14 protein-coding genes are annotated in these 18,454 nt (G+C 54.0%); 6 read left to right on the forward strand and 8 right to left on the reverse strand.

Translation table 11 applies throughout. The features are described from left to right. Positions 1 to 110: 110 nt before the first annotated feature. Together CX650_RS17255 and CX650_RS17260 are read left to right on the forward strand one after the other, a co-directional pair. On the forward strand, positions 111 to 473 hold the full coding sequence (locus CX650_RS17255) for an MGMT family protein (protein WP_101096520.1): 363 nt from the start codon (positions 111 to 113) through the stop codon (positions 471 to 473). A 19-nt stretch (positions 474 to 492) separates the two neighbouring features. Then, entirely contained in the window at positions 493 to 1,221 is a 729-nt protein-coding gene (locus tag CX650_RS17260; RefSeq protein WP_373297498.1) for a DUF3108 domain-containing protein, read from the forward strand. Here the strand turns inward: CX650_RS17260 and CX650_RS17265 are convergent. Next, entirely contained in the window at positions 1,165 to 1,965 is an 801-nt protein-coding gene (locus CX650_RS17265) for a class II glutamine amidotransferase (RefSeq protein ID WP_039035273.1), read from the reverse strand. The genes CX650_RS17260 and CX650_RS17265 overlap by 57 nt on opposite strands. Before the next feature lie 253 nt (positions 1,966 to 2,218). On the opposite strand from CX650_RS17265, the gene fadE reads away from it, so the two are divergent. Continuing rightward, on the forward strand, positions 2,219 to 4,669 hold the full coding sequence (gene fadE, locus CX650_RS17270; RefSeq protein ID WP_101096522.1) for an acyl-CoA dehydrogenase FadE: 2,451 nt from the start codon (positions 2,219 to 2,221) through the stop codon (positions 4,667 to 4,669). Between the two features lie 479 nt (positions 4,670 to 5,148). Here fadE and CX650_RS17275 read toward each other — a convergent pair whose 3' ends face one another. Together CX650_RS17275 and CX650_RS17280 are read right to left on the reverse strand one after the other, a co-directional pair. Next, positions 5,149 to 7,194: a dipeptidyl-peptidase 5 gene (locus tag CX650_RS17275; protein WP_101096523.1), complete on the reverse strand. Its 2,046-nt coding sequence runs from the start codon at positions 7,192 to 7,194 to the stop codon at positions 5,149 to 5,151. 66 nt (positions 7,195 to 7,260) lie between these two features. Next, the gene (locus CX650_RS17280) at positions 7,261 to 8,778 is read right to left on the reverse strand and encodes a fumarate hydratase (protein WP_025887332.1); all 1,518 of its coding nucleotides are present in this window, start codon (positions 8,776 to 8,778) and stop codon (positions 7,261 to 7,263) included. Between the two features lie 255 nt (positions 8,779 to 9,033). Here CX650_RS17280 and pabB point away from each other — a divergent pair, with 255 nt between their 5' ends. Together pabB and CX650_RS17290 are read left to right on the forward strand one after the other, a co-directional pair. Next, positions 9,034 to 10,443, forward strand: a complete 1,410-nt coding sequence (gene pabB, locus CX650_RS17285) for an aminodeoxychorismate synthase component 1 (RefSeq protein ID WP_101096524.1) — start codon at positions 9,034 to 9,036, stop codon at positions 10,441 to 10,443. Positions 10,444 to 10,540: 97 nt separating this feature from the next. Further along, on the forward strand, positions 10,541 to 11,110 hold the full coding sequence (locus CX650_RS17290; protein WP_039035278.1) for a CoA pyrophosphatase: 570 nt from the start codon (positions 10,541 to 10,543) through the stop codon (positions 11,108 to 11,110). A 135-nt stretch (positions 11,111 to 11,245) separates the two neighbouring features. Here the strand turns inward: CX650_RS17290 and CX650_RS17295 are convergent, their stop codons facing one another. Beyond that, positions 11,246 to 11,581: a hypothetical protein gene (locus CX650_RS17295; protein WP_039035279.1), complete on the reverse strand. Its 336-nt coding sequence runs from the start codon at positions 11,579 to 11,581 to the stop codon at positions 11,246 to 11,248. 202 nt (positions 11,582 to 11,783) lie between these two features. Here CX650_RS17295 and asnS point away from each other — a divergent pair, with 202 nt between their 5' ends. Next, the gene (asnS, locus tag CX650_RS17300) at positions 11,784 to 13,184 is read left to right on the forward strand and encodes an asparagine--tRNA ligase (RefSeq protein ID WP_039035280.1); all 1,401 of its coding nucleotides are present in this window, start codon (positions 11,784 to 11,786) and stop codon (positions 13,182 to 13,184) included. 73 nt (positions 13,185 to 13,257) lie between these two features. On the opposite strand, the gene CX650_RS17305 is transcribed toward asnS, so the two are convergent. The 4 genes from CX650_RS17305 to CX650_RS17320 are packed head-to-tail and all read right to left on the reverse strand — an operon-like array spanning position 13,258 to position 18,384. Then, positions 13,258 to 13,965, reverse strand: a complete 708-nt coding sequence (locus CX650_RS17305) for an ATP-binding cassette domain-containing protein (protein ID WP_101096525.1) — start codon at positions 13,963 to 13,965, stop codon at positions 13,258 to 13,260. Further along, positions 13,962 to 15,827 carry an ATP-binding cassette domain-containing protein gene (locus CX650_RS17310; RefSeq protein ID WP_101096526.1) on the reverse strand — a complete coding sequence of 622 codons (1,866 nt, stop codon included), beginning with the start codon at positions 15,825 to 15,827 and terminating at the stop codon, positions 13,962 to 13,964. Before CX650_RS17310 ends, CX650_RS17305 begins: the two co-directional genes overlap by 4 nt. Continuing rightward, positions 15,824 to 16,885, reverse strand: coding sequence for an ABC transporter permease (locus CX650_RS17315; RefSeq protein ID WP_229799934.1), 1,062 nt, complete (start codon positions 16,883 to 16,885; stop codon positions 15,824 to 15,826). The genes CX650_RS17310 and CX650_RS17315 overlap by 4 nt, the downstream gene beginning before the upstream one ends. Then, a complete protein-coding gene (locus CX650_RS17320) occupies positions 16,876 to 18,384 on the reverse strand; it encodes an ABC transporter substrate-binding protein (protein WP_229799937.1) in 1,509 nt (502 codons plus the stop codon). Before CX650_RS17320 ends, CX650_RS17315 begins: the two co-directional genes overlap by 10 nt. Positions 18,385 to 18,454: the final 70 nt, after the last annotated feature.

Here is an 18,454-nt window from a genome sequence, read left to right on the forward strand (position 1 = left end):
AAGGCAAATCTTGCATGTGCAGCGCAGAGCCGCCATGACACTTTTGCCAAGTGAGTAACCTCCGCTATGGAATGGTATTATAATTTGCGCCAATAGCATCAGGAGCCAAGATGACCCCGGAAACGAGCGCCCCACCACTAAGTCCAATGCAGAAGATTTGGCACATAGTTGCATTGATCCCCGAAGGCCGGGTGGCAAGCTATGGCAAGATTGCCGACTATGCCGGCTTGCCCGGACGGGCACGCTATGTTTCCCGGGCACTGAAACAGGCGCCGGACAGCCTGGCACTGCCCTGGCACAGGGTGATCAACAGTCAGGGGAAAATCTCCTTTGCCAAGGATACCCATCCGTTTCAGCTACAGATGAGCATGCTGCGCAGCGAAGGCGTACAAGTGAACCAAGGCAAAATTACTCTGTCTGAATATGAGTGGCGGCCGGATATGGCCACTCTGGTCTTGTCCATGCCGTTTTAACCACAGGAGACTGCCTTTGATCCGTTCACTTCTACTCTTGGTACTGTTACTGCCCTTGTCGCTATGGGCGCAGACCAGCCCCCTGGCACCCCACACCGCCGAATATCAGGTCAATTATGGCGAAATCAATCTCGGTGGCGCCCGTTTTATGCTGTTGCCGCCAGAGGGCGACTTCTATCAATACAAATTGGACAGCGATCTCAGCCTGCTGGTGCTGAGCGATAAACGCCATATCCGCAGTGAATTTACCTATCAGGATGGTCAGCTGACGCCGCTGCGCTTCAGCCATCAGCGAACCGGCACAGGCCCCAACTTCAATGAGCAGATAGCCTTTGCCAAGGAGCAAGGCAAAATTTTCAGTCGCTACAAGGATGAAAAGAGCAAGCTGGACTACTCAGGCGCCCTCTACGATGCCCTGATGGTACAGCTGCAGTTTCGGCTGGATCTCGCCGCCGGCAAGGAGCCACTGGCCTATGAGCTGGTCAAGGACAACGAGATAGATGACTATAGTTTCAAGATAGTCGGCAAGGAGCGGATGACACTGGACAGTGGCGTTTATAACACGGTGAAACTGGAAGTGGTCCGCGACAGCAGCAAACGGCAGACCTTTATTTGGATGGCACCGGATCTCGGCTGGCTGCCGGTGCGCCTGACCCATTTCGAGTCAGGCAGCAAGCAGCTCGATATCAAGTTAGCCAAGCTGAGCCTGGGCTCGGAAGTCAATAACCAGCTCGCCAAGACGGAATAATTTCCAATCCCCCGGCGCCAATAGCTGCCAGTTTTCATTGCCGGTCAGCGGCCGGGTGGCTATGACAGTGACCACATCCTTGGGGGTGGTCTGGGTGTCGAAATCAATCACCACATCCGTGTCTATCAGCTGCGCCCGGCCAAAGGGCGCCCGGCGGGTGATGTAGCAAAGGTTATTGCTGCAATAACTCATCAAATAACGGCCATCGCTGAGGATCATATTAAACACCCCTAGAGTGCGGATCTCCTCGGCAAGCTGGGCGACATATTCAAACACGGGCAAAATATCATCCGGCTCGGATTCACCGAAACGCTCGGCCAGGCGGCTCATTATCCAGCAAAAGGCCTGTTCACTGTCTGTATCACCCACGGCCTGAAAGCGGCCGCTTTGAAACTTCTGTTCATAGTCAGACAACTGGCCGTTGTGGGCATAGGTCCAGTAGCGCCCCCAAAGCTCGCGGGTAAAGGGGTGGGTATTTTCCAACGAGACTTCACCGCGGTTGGCCTGCCGAATATGGCTGACCACCACTTCACTCTTGATCGGGTATGACTTGATAAGGCTTGCCACATGGGACTGGCTGCTGGGGCTGGCATCCTTGAAGGTGCGACTGCCCTTGCCTTCATAAAAGGTGATCCCCCAACCATCCACATGGGGCCCGGTCACCCCGCCTCGCTCTGCCAGCCCGGTAAAGCTGAAGACAATATCCGTTGGCACATTGGCACTCATCGCCAGCAGCTCACACATCTTGGTTTTTCCTGTCACTGAATCTGTTATTTCATTATCTGCGGCATTGTAGCCAAGCCTTGTCGGCAGGGGAATTATTGCTTGCAATAAAAAATTTAAACAATTGTTTGAAAAATGCTTGTATTCGATTTCGCTTAGGTTTAATTTTATTGCGACACAGGTCTGACCACACACTATAATTGTGATCTTGATCGCTCTCAGGCGAGGCGTTCTACACTGAATAAAGTGGTCGTTTTATTAAGGAGAACAAACAGTGACTACCCTACTATGGATCCTGGCATTGCTCTTGGTTTTAGGAGCAGCAGCGTACCTCAGAGTATCCCTGCTGACTGCAACCATAGCCGCCGCAGTGGTCATGGCAGCAGGCAGCCTGCTGGATGTAACTGGACTGATTAGCTGGATAATTTTCCTGGTTATTGCCCTGCCGCTGAATCTGAGTGCCTTCAGGCAGAGTGTGATAACCCGGCCATTACTTAAACTCTATCGCGGCATCATGCCGGAGATGTCTTCCACCGAAAAAGAGGCGATTGAAGCCGGTACTACCTGGTGGGAGGCCGATCTCTTCGCCGGTAATCCCAACTGGAAGAAGCTGCACAACTATCCGGTTGCCCGTCTGAGCGCCGAAGAGCATGCCTTCCTGGAAGGACCTGTGGAGGAGGTCTGCCGCATGGTTAACCAGCATATGGTTTCCCATCAATTGGCGGACTTGCCTGCCGAAGTATGGCAGTTCCTCAAAGACAAAGGCTTCTTTGCGATGATCATCAAGAAGAAGTACGGTGGTCTGGAATTCTCTGCCTACGCCCAATCCCGGGTATTACAAAAGCTGGCCGGTGTCAGCAGTGAGCTGGCCTCGACCGTAGGTGTGCCCAACTCACTGGGCCCTGGCGAACTGCTGCAGCACTATGGTACCCCGGAGCAGCAGGATCACTACCTGCCCCGCCTGGCCAAAGGCTTGGAAGTTCCCTGCTTTGCCCTGACCAGCCCTGAAGCCGGCTCAGATGCCGGTGCCATTCCGGATTTCGGTGTAGTCTGCAAAGGCCAATGGCAAGGTGAAGAAGTGCTGGGGATGAAACTGACCTGGAACAAGCGCTATATCACCCTGGCACCTGTTGCCACAGTTTTGGGGTTGGCATTCAAGCTTAAAGATCCCGAGCATCTGCTTGGCGATAAGGAAGAGCTGGGCATTACCTGCGCCTTGATCCCGACCGATGTTGAAGGTGTGGAAACCGGCCGTCGTCACTTCCCGCTCAACTGTATGTTCCAAAATGGTCCAACCCGAGGCAATGAGGTGTTTGTTCCTCTGAGCTTTATCATAGGTGGCCCGAAAATGGCGGGACAAGGCTGGCGCATGCTGGTGGAATGCCTGTCGGTTGGCCGCGGCATCACCCTGCCCTCCAACTCAGCCGGTGGCGTTAAAACCGCGGCTTTGGCAACCGGTGCCTATGCCCGCATTCGTCGTCAGTTCAAGCTGCCTATCGGTAAGCTGGAAGGCATTGAAGAGCCTATGGCGCGTATCGGCGGTAACGCCTACCTGATGGACGCTGTAACCTCCTTGACCACCACAGGTATTGATCTGGGTGAAAAGCCTTCCGTCATCTCGGCGATAGTCAAATATCACCTGACCGACAGAATGCAGAAATGCGTTATCGACGCCATGGATATTCACGGTGGTAAAGGGGTATGTCTTGGCCCCAACAACTATCTGGGACGCGGATATCAAGCGGCACCTATCGCCATCACGGTTGAAGGGGCCAACATTCTGACCCGCTCCATGATCATCTATGGTCAAGGTGCCATTCGCTGCCATCCATATGTGCTGGCAGAGATGGAGTCGGCCTTTGATACCGACGTAAACCGCGGCCTGAATAACTTTGATGCGGCGCTGTTTGGGCATATCGGCTTTACCACAAGTAACCTTATCCGCAGCCTGTGGATGGGCCTCACCGGCAGTCGCTTCTCCAATGCGCCTTTTGCCGACAAGACCAAGCGTTACTATCAGCATATGAACCGCTTCAGTGCCAACCTGGCCTTGCTGTCGGATCTGGCGATGGCGACCTTAGGGGGTAACCTCAAACGTAAGGAGCGGATCTCTGCCCGCCTGGGTGACTTGCTCAGCCAATTGTATCTGGCATCGGCAACCCTCAAGCGTTATCAGGATGAAGGCCGTCAGAGTGAAGATCTGCCACTGGTACAGTGGGCGGTTGAAGACGCGCTCTACAAGCTGCAGTCTTCTCTGGATGAGCTGCTGGATAACTTCCCTGCTGGCCTCGGCGGCGTGCTGCGCCTGGTGTTGTTCCCCTTCGGTCGACCACTGAAGCGCCCAAGTGATGTGTTGGACCACAAGGTAGCCAAGATAATGCAGACCCCTTGTGCCAGCCGTGACCGTCTGGGTAAGGGACAATTCTGGGAAGCATGCGACAATAATGCCGTAGGTATTCAGGAACAGACCTTCAAAGACATACTGGCGGCGGAGCCCTTGTATGACAAAGTCTGTAAGGCTGCCGGCAAACGTCTGCCCTTCATGTGGCTGGATAAAGTGGCCGCAGAAGGCAAGGCGCTGGGTGTTCTGAGCGATGCAGAAGTGGCCCTGCTGGAGCGCGCTGAAATCGGCCGAATGAAGTCCATCAACGTGGATGACTTTGACCCCGCCGAACTCAAGGCTCAGAGCCTGGAGCAGGAAAACCGCGAAGAACAAGCCGCTTAAGACTGTCGATAATATCACTGGAAACACAAAATGCCGTTCACAATTGTGGACGGCATTTTTATTGTCCTTCCCAACCTTCACTTCAATAGTTGGTCTTCATTCAAGATAACTAGCATCAAAACTTAAAGAATAAATGGGGACATAGTTAACCCAGGTGTAAAAAGCAGTCTGCACAGCATTAAAATAGGTAAAACAATCAGATGATTGGCCCCGTATTCAGAAGTTAACAGTAGATCTCATTCCCAAGAAAATGACGCCTTTATGCTTGTCGTATAGATAGCGTTTTCTCTGTTAGCAAAACATCCTATTAAAAACGGCTATTAACCGTCGCTGATATCAAATTTTTACTTATAGACACAAAAAATCCGACAACCTGAAGTCGTCGGATTTGGCTCTTTGTGGTTTAAGTCAGCATCTGTGGCTATAAACTGTATATGTCGCTGCAACATATAACCAAGCTTGTGCTACGTTTCCCTGTTCTACTTGGTCCAGCGGTCCATCCAGCCCAGCACCTTGGCGTACCACTGCTCAAGGTTATTGGGGTTGAGGATCCAGTGGTTTTCATCCGGATAGATCAGCAGCTCAGAAGGGATATTGTTGCGCTGCATATAGCTGAACGCCGCCAAGCCTTGACCGTAAGGTACCCGGAAGTCTTTCTCACCGTGGATCACCAGCATAGGAGTCTTCCAGTTTTCCACATAGTTGGCCGGATTGAACTTCTCATAAAGATCCTTGGCCTGCTCGTAGCTGCCGCCAAACTCATGCTCAGGGAACCAGAGTTCCTCGGTCACATGGTACATGGAGCGCATATCGAACAAGCCCGCGTGGTTAACCAGGCACTTGAAACCGTCATTCCAGTTACCCTGGATCCAGTTCATCATGTAACCGCCGTAGGAGCCGCCGAGGGCGCAGGCGTTATCGGCATCGATCCACTTCTGCTGTTTGGCAACCGCAGCCAGACCTTTTTGCAGATCTTCCAGAGGTTTACCGCCCCAGTCCAGGCTGATGGAATCGGTAAAGGCCTGACCATAGCCGGTAGAGCCGTGGAAATCCACCATCACCACGGCATATCCGGCACCGGCCCACAGCTGAGGATTCCAGCGGAAGCTGAAACTATTGCCGAATGAACCTTGTGGGCCGCCGTGTACCAAGAAGGCCACCGGATACTGCTTGCCTTTCTTGAAGTTAGCAGGCTTGAGCCAGTAACCATACACCTCTTCGTTGTTCCAGCCCTTGAAGCTAAACTGCTCGAACTCACCGAACTTGACCTTGTCCAGCTTGGCCTTGTTGACTTCAGTCAAACGGGTCAGGTTTTGCCCTTCCATGTTGATGGAGTAGAGATCGCCCGGTTCCACCAAAGACTTATGATTGATGATCAAACGATCGCCCGCCAGACCCACCAGGCTGTTGCTGCCATCGTTATAGATGGCACGCACATCACCAAACTGGGTGTTGATGGCAAATACAGACACCTGCCCCAGATCCTGAGCGGTCACATACAGGGTGTTGTTATCTTTACCAAAGCTCAGCGAGGCCGGGCTTCTGTCCCACATGGGCGCCACTTCCTTGCTCTGACCCGTGACTGTGTCTCTGAGCATGATGCGGTATCTGTCGGCCTCGAATCCGGGCTTTTTCATCGCCAGATAGGCCAGGTAGCGGCCATCGGCGGAAAACACCGGCTGAGCATCCCAGGCCTGGTTATCTTCGGTGAGATTCTTGGCCTTGCCACCTGTGACCGGCACCTGCCAGAGATCGTAGTTGGTGGTCCAGGCCTGATCTTTACTCGGTGCCTTGGCACTGTAGACAATATATTTGCCATCCGGGCTGAATGTCACCTCTTCCATGCCGGAAAATGGCTTGGGTGGGGTTTCGGTATCCAGGCCCTTGGTCACATCCACCGGCTTACCCAGCTTGCCGTTTTCAAGCTGCGCCACAAACAGGTGATTACGGGCATGGTCAGACCAGGTGTCCCAGTGACGCACCATCAACTGATCGTATTCACGACCTGTACTCTTGCGCTCGGCTTCTTTATCAAACTTGGCTTTTGAACATTCCAGGGTGTCGCACTCGGGAAAAACACGAATGCTCATCACCACCTGCTTGCCATCGGCCGATAATTTGTAGCCGTCGATACCCAGAGGCAAATCAGATACGGCCTGGGCTTCACCACCATCCAGTGGCAAGCGATACAGTTGGCTGCTGCCATCACGGGCGGCGATAAAATAGACTTGCTTGTCGTCGCTGCTGAAGGCCACATCATGCTCGGTACCTGGTGCAGAAGTCAGCTGCTTGGGAGCCGCGTTCTTGTCACTGAGATCCAAAAGATAAAGATCTGAGCTGCTGCCATCGTCGGTGACCTTCTTCAGGCCGTAGATAAGCTTGGTGCCGTCATTGGATACAGCGGCAGAATGGAGTTTGTTGAGCTTGACCAGATCCTGGACAGTAAAAGGTGCCTTATCGGCAGCCAGCGCCGGCAGAGCCAGACCTGCGGCGAGCAGCGCCATCAATAGTGGGTTGGTTTTCATTATAAATCTTCTTATTGGTTGTTGATTGCAATGCAAAAGGGGCCAACAGGCCCCTCAAGGTTCAGCTTAAGCCTTGGCGTTCTGGATATTCACCTTCCAGATCGCCGGGCCGGTTTCGTGCGCATTCACCCCGTTGGAGTCAACCGCTACAGTAACAGGCATATCCTTGACGTCAAACTCATAGATGGCTTCCATCCCGAGATCTTCAAACGCCACCACGCGAGATTGCTTAATCGCCTTGGACACCAGATAAGCGGCGCCGCCGACGGCCATCAAGTATACCGCCTTGTGCTTGCGGATAGATTCGACTGTTGCCGGACCACGTTCTGCCTTGCCTATCATGCCCATTAGACCCGTCTTATCCAGCATAAGATCGGTAAACTTATCCATACGGGTAGCGGTTGTCGGGCCGGCCGGGCCAACCACTTCATCACCTACCGGGTCGACTGGACCGACGTAATAGATGAATTTACCAGTGAAATCAACTCCTTCTGGCAAGCCTTCACCGCTTTCAATCAGGCTCTGGATCCGTTTGTGAGCCGCGTCACGGCCGGTGAGCATCTTACCCGAGAGCAGCAGAGTATCGCCGCTGTTCCAGCTTTCAATCTCTTCCTGGGTAACGGTATCGAGATTGACCCGGCGCACGCTCTCACCCACTTCCCAGGTGATTTCCGGCCAGTCATCAAGGCTTGGCGGAGTCAACTCGGCTGGGCCGCTGCCATCAAGATGGAAATGCACATGGCGGGTGGCGGCGCAGTTTGGGATCATCACCACAGGCTTGGAGGCAGCGTGGGTTGGCGCTGTCTTGATTTTAACGTCCAGCACAGTTGTCAAACCGCCCAGGCCCTGGGCACCAATGCCTAAGTTGTTGGCACGCTCGAAGATATCCAAACGCAGCTTCTCTTCCGTGGTTTCGGCGCCGCGTTCCATCAACTCGTGAATATCCACGCTCTCCATCAAGGCTTCCTTGGCAAGCACAGCGGCTTTCTCGGCGGTGCCGCCAATACCTATTCCCAGCATACCCGGAGGACACCAGCCGGCGCCCATGGTTGGCAGTGTCTTCTCAACCCAGGCGGCGATATCGTCAGATGGATTGAGCATCACCATCTTGGCCTTGTTTTCACTGCCGCCGCCCTTGGCGGCAATGGCCACTTCGATATGATCGCCGGGAACCATCTGAATATGCACCACGGAAGGTGTGTTATCGCGGGTATTCTTGCGGCTGCCAGCCGGGTCGGCCACTATTGAGGCCCGCAGCGGGTTATCAGGATTGGTATAAGCGCGGCGCACGCCTTCATCCACCATCTGCTGCACTGTCATATCTGTCTTGTCCCACTGCACGCCCATTCCCAGATAGACATAACAGGTCACAATACCGGTATCCTGGCACAAGGGTCTGTGTCCTTCGGCAGACATGCGCGAGTTGATCAAAATCTGGGCAATTGCATCCTTGGCAGCCTGGCTCTGCTCACGCTCATAGGCGGCGGCCATGGCATCGATAAAATCTTTGGGATGGTAATAGGAGATATATTGCAGGGCATCACTGATGCTGTCGATAAAGTCAGCTTGCTTGATTACAGACATGTTTGGCGCTCCATTAGCCTAAGGATCCGCCCCTTCAGCTCAGGATCAACGCTCAACAGAGATTCAAGCCAAAGCCTTGAATTTCAGGCTCCGCTTGTCGGTTTTGCGACACAAAAATGCTCAAAACGACAGCAAAGCCGTGATACAACGCGTTTTCACCAAGGGCCAGGGGTGGTTTTATTAGTTTTTTGTGGCCGTTATGATACTCTTTCGTTCCTTTTTGGGCTACATCACATTTTCAGATAGGGTCGTTCGATGTACCAGCAGGCTATTTGCCCTCCCGCCATTCGCGTTCTTGACTGGCAACTCTCAACCTTAGAGCTGTTTTCCCACTTCAGCGGTGAGCCTTGGGCCATGCTGCTGGATTCGGCCGATGCCCAGCACAATGACGCCAGATACGACATCATAGTTGCCGAGCCAATAGCCACGCTAGTCACCACAGGTGAAACCACCCAAATCGCTGAGGCAGGCAGCGTGCGCCGCTCAAGTGACGATCCTTTTGCCTTGCTGCAACAACTGCTGCAACAGTATTTTCCCAACGCTATGCCGGTCAATCAGCCTTTCAGCGGCGGCGCTGTTGGCGCCTTCAGTTACGATCTTGGCCGCAGACTGGAAAAACTGCCGAAACTGGCCGCAGCAGATATCGCTCTGCCGGAGATGAATGTCGGCCTCTATAACTGGGCCCTTATTCGAGATAAGGAATCAGCGTGCTGGCAGCTGGTGCACTACCGCGGTGAAAAGGCGCTGATTGACACCCTGTCGCGGCTGACGTCCAAAGTCGCAAACAGTCCCAATAAGCACCTTGACCAGAAAGCGTTCCGGCTCAGTGGTGAGTGGCGCTCGCAGCTTAGCCGCGAGCAATATGGCGACAAGTTTGCCCAAGTGCAGCAATATCTTCACAGCGGCGATTGCTATCAAATCAATCTGACCCAAAGATTCCAGGCCGACTATCAAGGTGATGAATGGCAAGCCTATCGTAAGCTAAGACAAGCCAACGGCGCGCCCTTCTCTGCCTTTATTCGCCTGGAGCACAACTGCATCCTGTCCATCTCACCCGAGCGTTTTATTGCCCTGGATTCCAATCGCCATATTGAAACCAAGCCCATCAAGGGCACCCTGCCCCGCGGTGCTGATGAACAGCAAGACAAGGTACTTGCCAAACAGCTGGCAAGTTCAGAAAAAGACAGAGCCGAAAACTTGATGATAGTGGACTTGCTGCGCAACGATATCGGCAAGGTCGCCAGCCCAGGCAGTGTGGCCGTGCCGCATCTGTTTGCCATAGAAAGCTTTCCGGCGGTGCACCATCTGGTCAGCACAGTAACCGCCGAACTGGCACCGGGTTATCAGGCCACAGACTTGCTGCGGGCCGCCTTCCCCGGCGGCTCTATCACAGGCGCGCCCAAAATCCGCGCCATGGAAATTATCGAAGAACTGGAACCCAGTCGCCGCTCACTCTACTGCGGTTCCATCGGCTATCTGAGTCAGGATGGCAAAATGGACAGCAGCATCACCATTCGAACCCTGGTTGCCGATTCCGGACAACTCTATTGCTGGGCCGGCGGCGGTATAGTAGCCGACTCAGACGTGGATGCCGAATATCAGGAAACCTATGATAAAGTGAGTCGAATACTGCCGCTATTGACCCCTGAGCCAGACTCGCCTTAGCCTTAAGCTTGCCATTTAAGCTTGATGATAGTTCTTTGCGAAGACTGAACAGCAATGGCTTTGATTATTGAATACTTCAATCGACTTCAAGGACGCTATGGATAAAGACGAGCTGCTGACCCGTTTTCAACTCAGGGCCCTGAGTCGATACCATTCAAGTCCTTTGCTCCCGGCCAAACTCAGGGCCGCGGCGGTACTTATCGCGCTGGAGCCGGGTTTGCAGGGGCCGGAGCTTATCCTGACCCAGAGACCGAAGCATCTTAAGGCTCATCCAGGTCAAGTGAGCTTTCCCGGCGGCAAACCGGAAGCCGAAGATCAGAACCTTATCATGACAGCCCTCAGAGAAGCTGAAGAAGAGATAGGCTTGGCGCCGGATAATGTCGAAATCATAGGTCAACTGCCCAATCATCCCACCTTTACCGGCTTTGAGATCACCCCAGTGCTTGGCTGGGTAAAGTCACCCTTTGAGGCCCAAATTGACCCGGCCGAAGTGCAGGAGTTATTTCGGGTGCCGCTGGCGTTTTTACTGGAAGAGGAAAATCGTCACACGGCTATGTTCGAGCGCCGCGGCCATTTCTACCCTGTCACCTTTATTCCCTATCGCAGGCACTTTATCTGGGGCGCCACCGCGGCGATTATCGATATGCTTTGTCGACAACTGCGCTGACAGCACAGCATAAAGGCAGTTAGGGAAGACTTTGACAGGCCCCGGCATGCCTTCAGTCAGATGCCTTGAATGCCAATTGCTGTGTAAGCCACTCTCTACAAAAGAGAAGGCCGCGAGGACTTATTCACACCTTCCTTAGATAAAGAAACGCAGATACAAGCCAGCGGCGGTGGATGAGAGCAGCAACAGTGGAATATTGAACCAATAACCCAAGCGGCTGTGATGAGCCACATACCAGTTGAAAGCCAGACTAATGAAACTGATGGCAGCGCAAGCCCAGATGATATATTCCAATAGCATGGTCTGCTGAGGGTCCCAGTACAAACGCACCGGCGCCCCTTTGCTGAAGAAATAGCCTACGGCCCTGTCAGGCCGCGCCTTATCAAATATCAGCAGGGCGTAAATCGCCAGTGACCAACCAATAATCGACAGGCTCGCCAACAGATATTGAAAGATTTTGACCTTTTTCATCCAAACTCCTTCCGTCTGAAGGGGGATATTGTCCCCAGAATACCTTTTTCAGCTTGAGAAAAGCCACCAGCAAGGTAATATTAACCTCCAAATTTTTTCCTGTGTCATCAATATAGTCAGGGATTTGCCTGATTTCTGCTCTCGAACTATTTTCGGAGCCGAATTGAAGCATAAAAACGTTTCATTGGAGAACTAAGCAATAATGAGCATTGCATCTGTCGCATCTGTATTTAAAGGTGAGCATGCGGTCGGTTCACAGGTCACTGTACGTGGCTGGGTAAGAACCCGTCGTGATTCCAAGGCCGGCATCTCGTTTCTTGCCGTCTATGATGGTTCCTGTTTCGATCCTATCCAGGGCGTGGTGCCAAATAGCTTACCCAATTACAATGACGAAGTGCTGAAGCTCACTGCCGGCTGCTCCGTGATTGTCACAGGTGAAGTGGTTGAAAGCCCAGGCTCAGGCCAGGACTTTGAACTGCAAGTGACCCAAGTGGAAGTCACAGGTTGGGTGGAAGATCCTGATACCTATCCTATGGCGGCCAAACGTCACTCGGTTGAACACCTGAGGGAACTGGCGCACCTGCGTCCACGTACCAACATCATTGGCGCGGTTGCCCGAGTACGTAACTGCCTGTCACAGGCGATTCACCGCTTCTATCACGAAAACGGCTTTATCTGGGTTTCTACCCCACTTATCACCGCCTCCGATTGTGAAGGCGCCGGTGAAATGTTCCGCGTATCAACGCTGGACATGGAAAACCTGCCACGTACCGCCGATGGCAAGGTAAATTACGAAGAAGACTTCTTCGGTAAAGAGGCATTTTTGACCGTATCGGGTCAGCTCAACGGTGAAACCTACGCCTGTGCCCTGTCGAAGATTTACACCTTTGGCCCAACTTTCCGTGCTGAAAACTCCAACACCAGCCGCCACTTGGCCGAGTTCTGGATGGTTGAGCCGGAAGTGGCTTTTGCCGATCTGAACGACATTGCCGGTCTGGCCGAAGCTATGCTCAAGTACGCCTTCAAGGCGGTCCTGGAAGAGCGAATGGACGACCTGCAGTTCTTTGCCCAGCGCGTCGATAAAGGCGTGATTGAGCGCCTGGAAAACTTTGTCAGCAGTGACTTTGCCCAGGTGGACTACACAGATGCCGTTGAGATCCTCAAAAACTGCGGCAAGCAGTTTGAGTATGATGTCGAATGGGGCATAGATCTGCAATCCGAGCACGAGCGTTATCTGGCCGAAGTGCACTTCAAGGCTCCTGTGGTCGTGAAGAACTATCCAAAAGATATCAAGGCCTTCTATATGCGTCTCAACGAAGATGGCAAGACAGTGGCAGCGATGGACGTATTGGCCCCCGGCATTGGTGAAATTATCGGCGGTTCACAGCGTGAAGAACGTCTGGACGTACTGGATATGCGCCTGGCCGAGATGAATCTCAACAAGGAAGATTACTGGTGGTATAGAGATCTGCGTCGTTACGGCACTGTGCCTCACTCAGGTTTCGGTCTGGGCTTTGAGCGTCTGGTGTCTTACGTTACCGGTGTTTCCAACATCCGCGATGTGATCCCCTTCCCTCGCGCCCCAAGAAGCGCCAACTTCTAACGAGTTCTTATCCAAAAAAACGCGCTTCCGGGCGCGTTTTTTATTGGCTGGATATCAAGTTTAGCTACGTATTTTACACCGGCTTAAAGGGCTGTACTCTGTCGCAAACCGCGCCGAGCAAAGGTTTGTCGTGAGAGATCACCAGTAGCGTCAGCTGTTTATCACGGGCAATTTGCAGCAGTTGTTGCCAAAGCCTTTGCTGACTCAGCATATCCAGCTGGGCCGTGATTTCATCACAGATAAGCAGCCGGGTTTCCGGCGCCACTGCCCTTAAAATATTGAGCCTCTGCAGCTCACCGCCGGAAAGGCCGCCGGGGCGTGATGCCAACCAGCGCCTGAATTCAGACTCGGCCACGCCGAGCATGGGCAAGAGATGAGCATAATCACGCCCCTGCCAACTCTCATTCAAGGATTGCGCCAGGGTCAATCTGGGGTTGAACGCCTGCTCCGGCTGCTGAATAACCCACTGAATGGGTGAAGGGCGGCCGCCAACCTGCTTTAGCACCTGACTGCACTCAAGCTTTCCCGCCGCAAGCGGCATCAAGCCTGTGAGTATCGCGGCCATAGTGGACTTGCCGCAGCCACTGTCACCCCAGATCCCGAGAATCTCGGCGCGATTAATAGCGATATCAGGCAGCTCAATCACCTTGCTGCCCCGATAGGCCAAGCCACCACTGAGTGAAAGCAGCGGCGATAAGGATGCAGAAGGCAAAGGCGCGCTTTCAAGCGCCAAGGCAGAGCCGGATTGAGCCGGTTTGTTATGCAAAGAATTTAGACTCATGCACGCCTCCGACAAGGCGAGTTGCTGAAACTCTCCAGGCTGTCACCATGGGGCTTTTGTTGACCAGCAGGTTGACTAGCGGGTTCGCCAACGGGTTGACTGGCAGCTTGATTATCGAGCCGGCTATTGAGGTGACTCTTGGGACCGCTCTTTGGTTCAGCATCAGCCAAGCGACAGCTGCCGGCAGGCCAGTTTTCCGGCAACGCCGCCAGCAAGGTGTGACTATAGCAGCCGTCACTCTCACATTCATCTCCCGGCTTATGCCCGGCAATACCCCCCCGCAGACTGGCGCTATCCGTCACCTCGGTGAGCCGACCGCGGCGCAGCAGATACAGCTCGGCATCCAAGGCCAACACGGCCCTGAGGTTATGACTGATAACCAGTACCGCCTTGGGGCTGGCGTCTAAACCCAGCCGCTGCTGCAAGGCGCCGCTGGCAAAGTCGTTGAGTAAGGCGTAAAGCTCAGTGGCAGCAAGCTCATCCAGACCGCAACAAGGCTCATCGGCCAGCAATAGATCCGGCGCTTGCAATAGGGCCTGGGCCAATAATACCCGCCGGGCCATACCGCCGGAGAGCATGGGGGGATAAGCCGCCAAGATCTCCGCTGTAATACCCAGCTCGTCATACAGAGCCTGCCGGTAAGGGCGCATGGCATCATCACTGTACCAGTCAAGCAATTCGCTTATCTTAATGTTGGCGTCCAGCACCTGGGTACTCTGAGCGCAAAGCGCCGTCTTTTGCGGCCGCATCAAACCAACGCATTGCATGGCTATGCCCTTTGGCAAACTGCCCATGATAGCCAGCGCCAGCAAGCTCTTACCGGCGCCGCTCTCACCGAGCACTGCAGTAACCCGTCCTGGAACCACCTCAATATTGAGCCCATCCAGCAAGGTTCTGCCACTACTATCCTTAAGCGTTAAATCTGTCACTTGGGTATGAATGGCGACGACGGGTTTAACATCGCTTGAGGAAAGTAAATCACCTTTAGATCTCAAGGCATTGGTGCCCGGTAACTTAGGCGCAGCCATACCGTCTCTGGCAAACTGGATCAGATTTTCGGCAAGCTTAGACAACAGCAAAACAAAGCTCAGCAGCAAGATCCCGGGAAACAGCGCCAACCACCATTGGCCAAGCAACAGATAGCGATTGGCCTCAGCCAGCAGTTCGCCTATGGAGGGCGCGTTGCTGTCGAGGCCAAAACCAAGAAAGCTCAGCGCCGCGACATGAAGCAAGGCGTGCGGAAACAAGTTGAGCCCGCCAATCAGCCACTGCGGCATGATATGAGGCCATAAGTGGCGCATGCGGGTGCTTAACCTGGAGCCGCCGAAACCCAAAGCCAAACTGACATAGGGCTGAGCCAGGATTTCATCCATTTCCAGTAAGAGTAAACGGGTCAGTCTCGGCCAATGACTCAAAGCCAGGGCCGCAATCACCCCATATTCCTGTCCACCAAAGGCCAGCGCCAGCAAGATCAGCAGCAACAGATGTGGCAGTGACATACAGAGATCGCAACCGAGTAATACAGCTTGACGCCACTTGGAGCCGGTTTGCGCCAGCAAGGCCAGCAGCAGTGCCAGCGAACTGCTGAGCAGTACCGCCAGCGCGCCTATCCACAGACTTTTGAGCATGGCCGCGCCGCTACGCTCGGCCATATCACGCCCAAGCCAATCCGTCCCCATGGGATGAGCCCAGGATGGCCCCTGACTCTTGGCCAGCAGGTTAAGCTCACTGGCATGATTGCCAAATAGCAGGCATAGTGTCGTCAGCAAGAAAAGTCCGCAAACCGGCCAAAACCAGATGGCGACGCGACTGCCATCCTTGGCCTGAAGGCTTTTCAAGCAAAGCGTTAATCCGCCCATCATGCCTGCACTCCAGTGGCATGAACCGAAAGTCCACTGAGCCTGCCGCGCTGCAATCTGGCGCTGATAAGCTCGGCGGCCAGGTTACCGCAAAACACAAACAGCGCCGAAAACAGGGTGATCCCCATCAGTAATGGCGCATCGTTACCGAGTCCGGCCTTGACCAAGGCGCTACCGAGTCCGGGGAAGTTAAACACGGTTTCGGCGAGAATAGAACCGCCGAACAGCTCGGCAAAAGAAGCAAAGTGCAGCACTATCGCGGGCTTTAGACTATTGGCAAAGATATGCTTCTTGAATACCGCCAGACGACCTTTACCGTGACTTTGGGCATATCCCACATATTCGCTGTGGTAGAGATCCAGCACCTTTTCCCGGGTGTGCAGCACCAAGGGTGAGAGTTGGCTTAGCGTCAGGACAGTCAAGGGCAAAGCAAGGTGCAACAACATACTGCCAAGGCTCTGCTCGGCAAAACTCAGCCCCAGCGGCGCAGCGCAGCACACGGGCGTCCAGGCCAGAGTGACAGAAAACAGGCTTATCATTATCATTGCCAACCAAAATGACGGAATGCTCGAAAGCAGCCAGGCAAAGCGTCTCAGCCAGCGATCGCAGAAACTCCCTTCGGTGATGGCACACAGCAGTCCCAGGCCATAACCGAGCAGCAGAGCCAGTCCCCAGGAGAGCGCCATCAACAGCAAGGATAGCGGCAAGCGCTCGGCAATCACCTCGGAAACGCTCTGGCGAAACACCAGACTCTGACCCATATCGCCACTCAGCAGAGCGGAAAAGTAACTGCTGATCTGCTGCCAGAGTCCGGTGTCCAACCCTAGCTCGCGGATCATCTGGGTGCGCTGGGCATCGGATACCGCCAGCAGATTACCGCCCAGATAGTGAATTAAGGGGTCGAGCGGCGACAAGGACAAGAGCACAAAAGCCAGCAAACAAGCAAGCAACAACAGCAGCGCCAGCCGCAGAGACCGCAACAAAGCCCCCCGCCAGCAAACTGACGACCACTTTTGCGCCACTATCGGCTTGTTGGCAGACAACATTGGTTTCATGGACATTGCCAGCGCCACTGGTTGATATTATTGGTGATCGGCCAGCCATGACCGTGAGGTTCCACCAAGGGTTGCCCCAAATCGAGACAAGGGTTGGCGGCATACAGATGCTGCAGATTCACCAACCAACTCCAGGGCACATCCCGGCTTATCTGTTGCTGTGCCTGTTGCCAGAATGCAATCGCACTGTCGACAGAGTCTGCCTCGCGAGCTTTTTCCAGCGCCTTATCGACCAGCGGGTTATCATAATAGCCGGAGTTGAAATAGCCTTTACCGGCATTGCGGCTGTCATAGACAAGCGCCATCTCATTGGCCGAAAGGCTGCCAAAGCCAAAGAGCACCGGCGCCTGATGCATCACCCGATAGATATTTTCCCAGCTGTCCGCCTTGGGCTCCACCTGGAACCCGGCCATTCTGGCCATCTGGGCACTGGCCAGCGCCAACTGCTCGCGAATGCTGTCACCGGCCAGATAGTAGAGCGGGAATGTCAGCCGTTGCCCATTCTTTTCGCGAATGCCGTCCGCTCCCGGTAACCAACCGGCGTTGGCCAAGAGTTCTGACGCTTTGAGTAAACGCTGCTTCATCTGCCAATCGGCCCAATCGGGAACCGCGCCGCCCCATGGCAAGTCATCGGCAATTGACCAGGCCGGTCTTGCGTAGCCCCCCAGCAGATTATCGACCAGTTGCTGGCGGTCGATCACCATATCGAAGGCTTGGCGCACCGCCAATTCACTGGTGACCGGGTTATCTTCCGTCCGCATCGGCCAGGCAATGCCGCGGTTATCGACGCTGGTTTGTGACCACAGGCGATAATTGCCCTGAGCCATCAGGGCATCGGCATATCTGGGTGCCAGCGCCGAGAGTTGCAACTGCCCGGTTCTGAGCATAGCAAAGCGGCTGTCTTCGTCGGCAAAGACGATAACCAATTTGTCGAAAAAGGGCTTTTTCAGCAGCGGATTGTCAGGATCGGCACTCTGATATTTAGGGTTAGCTTCCAGGATCAACTGTTGGCCCTTATCCCAGCGGCGCATTTTATAGGGCCCCGAACCTATGGGATGCTGACCATAATCCGGGCCGTAACTGTCGCTTGGCACTATCGCCAGCTCGGCCAAGGTATCGATAAAACCGATATCTGCCTGCTTGAGGGTGAATTCGACTTGCAGCTCAGACTTTTGTTCCACCTTGACCAAATTGGATAAGTCCTGCATACCGGCAGCATTTCTAGCCTGCTCAAAGGTAAAAGCCACATCCTCTGCGTTGAGCGGACTGCCGTCACTGAACAGCAGATTAGGCCTCAGGGTTACTGTCCATTTGAGCCTGTCGGGGCCCAAGGTCCAATCGCTGGCAATATCACCGATAAACTCGCCGCCGCCTGAGCGGCGCAGCAAGGCAGATTGAATGAGCGGATTATTGTAGCGCCCCCAACCTAGGATGGGGTCAAAGCCACCATCGGGCTCCGCGCCCAGCACCATGACCAAGGGCTCTGGGGTCGTATTCGCTTTCAACTGGAAAGGCAAAGCTACTGCCAACAGAGTCAGTAACAGCAATCCGGTAGTTGATATTGTCGACTTGGAC

This window comes from Shewanella indica, assembly GCF_002836975.1.
GTDB lineage: Bacteria > Pseudomonadota > Gammaproteobacteria > Enterobacterales > Shewanellaceae > Shewanella > Shewanella indica.